General features: G+C 54.2%; 3 protein-coding genes. All 3 read right to left on the bottom strand.

Annotation, left to right across the window (positions count from 1 at the left end):
• Positions 1 to 407: 407 nt before the first annotated feature.
• The 3 genes from ASF70_RS16750 to ASF70_RS16740 all read right to left on the bottom strand — a co-directional run bounded on the left by ASF70_RS16750 (position 408) and on the right by ASF70_RS16740 (position 2,199).
• A complete protein-coding gene (locus tag ASF70_RS16750; protein ID WP_062581243.1) occupies positions 408 to 1,124 on the bottom strand; it encodes an FkbM family methyltransferase in 717 nt (238 codons plus the stop codon).
• Positions 1,125 to 1,238: 114 nt separating this feature from the next.
• Positions 1,239 to 1,490 carry a hypothetical protein gene (locus ASF70_RS24660; RefSeq protein WP_082471935.1) on the bottom strand — a complete coding sequence of 84 codons (252 nt, stop codon included), beginning with the start codon at positions 1,488 to 1,490 and terminating at the stop codon, positions 1,239 to 1,241.
• A gap of 529 nt (positions 1,491 to 2,019) precedes the next feature.
• On the bottom strand, positions 2,020 to 2,199 hold the full coding sequence (locus ASF70_RS16740) for a hypothetical protein (protein ID WP_062581238.1): 180 nt from the start codon (positions 2,197 to 2,199) through the stop codon (positions 2,020 to 2,022).
• Between the last annotated feature and the right edge of the window lie 262 nt (positions 2,200 to 2,461).

The raw sequence follows: 2,461 nt of genomic DNA, 5'->3' as shown, positions 1-2,461 counted from the left end.
TAACTTTATCGGCGGCTCTTCGTTTCACAAGGTCGAAGGTGAGTTGCGATACCAGGTGAATGGTACTGAAACGTTCGTCTACGGCGACGCGAATGGAGATGGAAAGGCCGATTTTGGTATTCACCTTGACGGCGCTATCTCTTTGACCGGCGACAGCTTCCTACTCTGAAGGACTGATTTCGCTCCGATCTCTTTCGCACCCTGACTGCGAAGGGATCAGCTATGAAGAGGTTGAGGCGGGTTCGAAACAACTAGGATCCGCCTCGGTCAGTCGCAAACTCGATACGGCGGCTTACCTATGAATCCCACACTAGCTCACACTCCAATGTGGGGGCGTGCGCTTACAGCGAAGAGGGAGATTCTTGGTAAGTCGTGCATCAAGTGAAGCGGTCAGTCTCGTTCCGCTTCTATTTTTCAACCGTCGGGGCTCCGGCGCGGACCGCCCGCTTAGCCAAGCGGGCATCTCTCTCGACGATCCTCTGTTCCCGCTCACTTAGTTCCTCCGCTGCGAAGAGCGCGTTGGCGAAATACATCCCCTTCTGCATCATCTTTTTCGGCGGGTTGCGCCGGATCGGTTCGTACAGCTCGACGAGCCCGTAGCCCATCTCGTGGAAGAACTTCAGGAACTCGATGAGGTTGACATGGGTCTTGTTGTCAAGGTTGACCCCAGTTTCCACCTGGACGTAACGGATCTTTCGTTCCGTCAGCATGTTTCGAAAGCCGTACAGCACTTTGAGGTCATTGCCTTCAGCATCAATTTTCAGAAAATCAATCTGCCTGATACGATGTTCCGAGCAGAAGGTATCTCCCGTTGTAATTTGCACGTTCTGCACATGCGACGGTCGAGCCTCAGCGTCCGTCAGGAGACGATTGTAAACGCCGCCTGGTACGGCACGCATCACGCCTTCGCCGCTAGTATCGCTTAAGGCGACCCTGAAACAGCGGACGCCGGTCATCGTCTGGGTTTTCTCTCGAAGGAGGCGGAACGTCGTGGAGATGGGTTCGAATGCGAAGATCTTGGCAGAGGGAAATGCGGTTCGCCACTCCTCGACAGTGTTGCCGACGTTGGCTCCGACGTCGAAAATGACTTCGATATTGTCGAGCGAGGATAGTGCTTCATTCATTTGGATTGGCCCGGTTGCTGTCGGTCAAAGATGTCGCACGGTTTACGTTACTGTGCGACCCTCAAGCTTGTAGAGAGTTTTTAGCGCTGGTCGCGGGGGCTTCCTGGATGGGTCTTATGAGATCGGCCGGCGAGGGCGGTCCCAGGGAAGCGATCCAGCCCTTTTTCCTCTGTATGTTTTCGGAGGTGGCAGAACCTCATGCGTCTGCGCCAACACCTCAAGCCATGCGGCGAGCTCAACCGGAACCTCCTCACTGCCTGCTTCCAGCGCCTCTATCCAGGAGAGTTCACACTGAAGCGCGGACGCAATATTGATCGGCGTCCACCGGATCACGCGAAGGCATTCATTGAACCGGGAAGGGGTCATCGGTGCTCGTCCTCGCGATTCTTGGCGTCTAAGAGCACGCTTAGTTCTCGTATCTCGCATGCCGCTGCTAAGAGCGCCATTTTCACGCGACTGTCTGTAGCCCAGCCAATGGTGATGGCCGCAGATATAAACTGGAGTTCAAACGCGGGATCGTTTGCGCTAAGCTTTGCAGTGACCTCCGCACTATCGCGAAGGTGTTCGATCGCGATTATTGCTTCCTCCACAAGTCGCTTGCGCTGATGGTTGTTACGCTTATCCAGGTTATTCGCTGCGCGTGTTAGTTCCGCCATGAGGTCAGATGTATGCCGCACCAAGGTCCCCCGAAGCAAACTGCTAGTGAATTGTCGGTTCAGGCGACTAAAGAGTCAACGGTTTGGATGACAGGCCCACACGGGAACGCTGATTGGTAGCGTTCGGCTAGCGGACATGACCTTGATTTTAGCCCGCCGCTGTCGTGATCATACAGCTGAGCGTGTGATGCGCCGCAGAGGTCGGTGGGGATGGCGGATGGCTTCTCTGGGCGGATATATCATCTCGCGCGTGGCGGCAGTCTGCTACTGAGGCTGTTAGCATAATCGGCAGCATCTTTGAAGGAAGTGAAGTTGCCACCGATCTGGAGATCGTAAGTGTAGACCTTGAAGAAGGTGGAAGATTCCTCAATCACGTGAAAGCCGTTAACAATATTTACCTTTGGAACTTCGTTTGCCATGGCTCCGGGCTCTTTCGGAAGTTATTGTTTCTCTCGACCTGATTAATTTGCGTCGACAATTTATAGTTAATCGACATTTAACCTCCCATCTTCAATCTCCGTTGTCAAAGAGGTGGCCAGGCGTTGTGCCTGCCATTGATGCGACAAGCTTGGAGATGAGCTGTGAAGAAGTGCCTAGCCGCCACGATGGCGTTCTTGCTGACGACCACCGTTGCCTTTTCCGCGGATGTCTATCAGCCGCAGCCGGAAGCCTCTCAGGATA

The organism is Rhizobium sp. Leaf321, from assembly GCF_001423215.1.
GTDB lineage: Bacteria > Pseudomonadota > Alphaproteobacteria > Rhizobiales > Rhizobiaceae > Neorhizobium > Neorhizobium soli.
This window is presented reverse-complemented; position numbering and strand designations above follow the sequence as displayed.

Bases quoted from the DNA above. Each gene is read 5' to 3' on its own strand.
- ASF70_RS16750 (WP_062581243.1), bottom strand. From the start codon at position 1,124: ATGAATGAAGCACTATCCTCGCTCGACAATATCGAAGTCATTTTCGAC.
- ASF70_RS24660 (WP_082471935.1), bottom strand. From the start codon at position 1,490: ATGACCCCTTCCCGGTTCAATGAATGCCTTCGCGTGATCCGGTGGACG.
- ASF70_RS16740 (WP_062581238.1), bottom strand. From the start codon at position 2,199: ATGGCAAACGAAGTTCCAAAGGTAAATATTGTTAACGGCTTTCACGTG.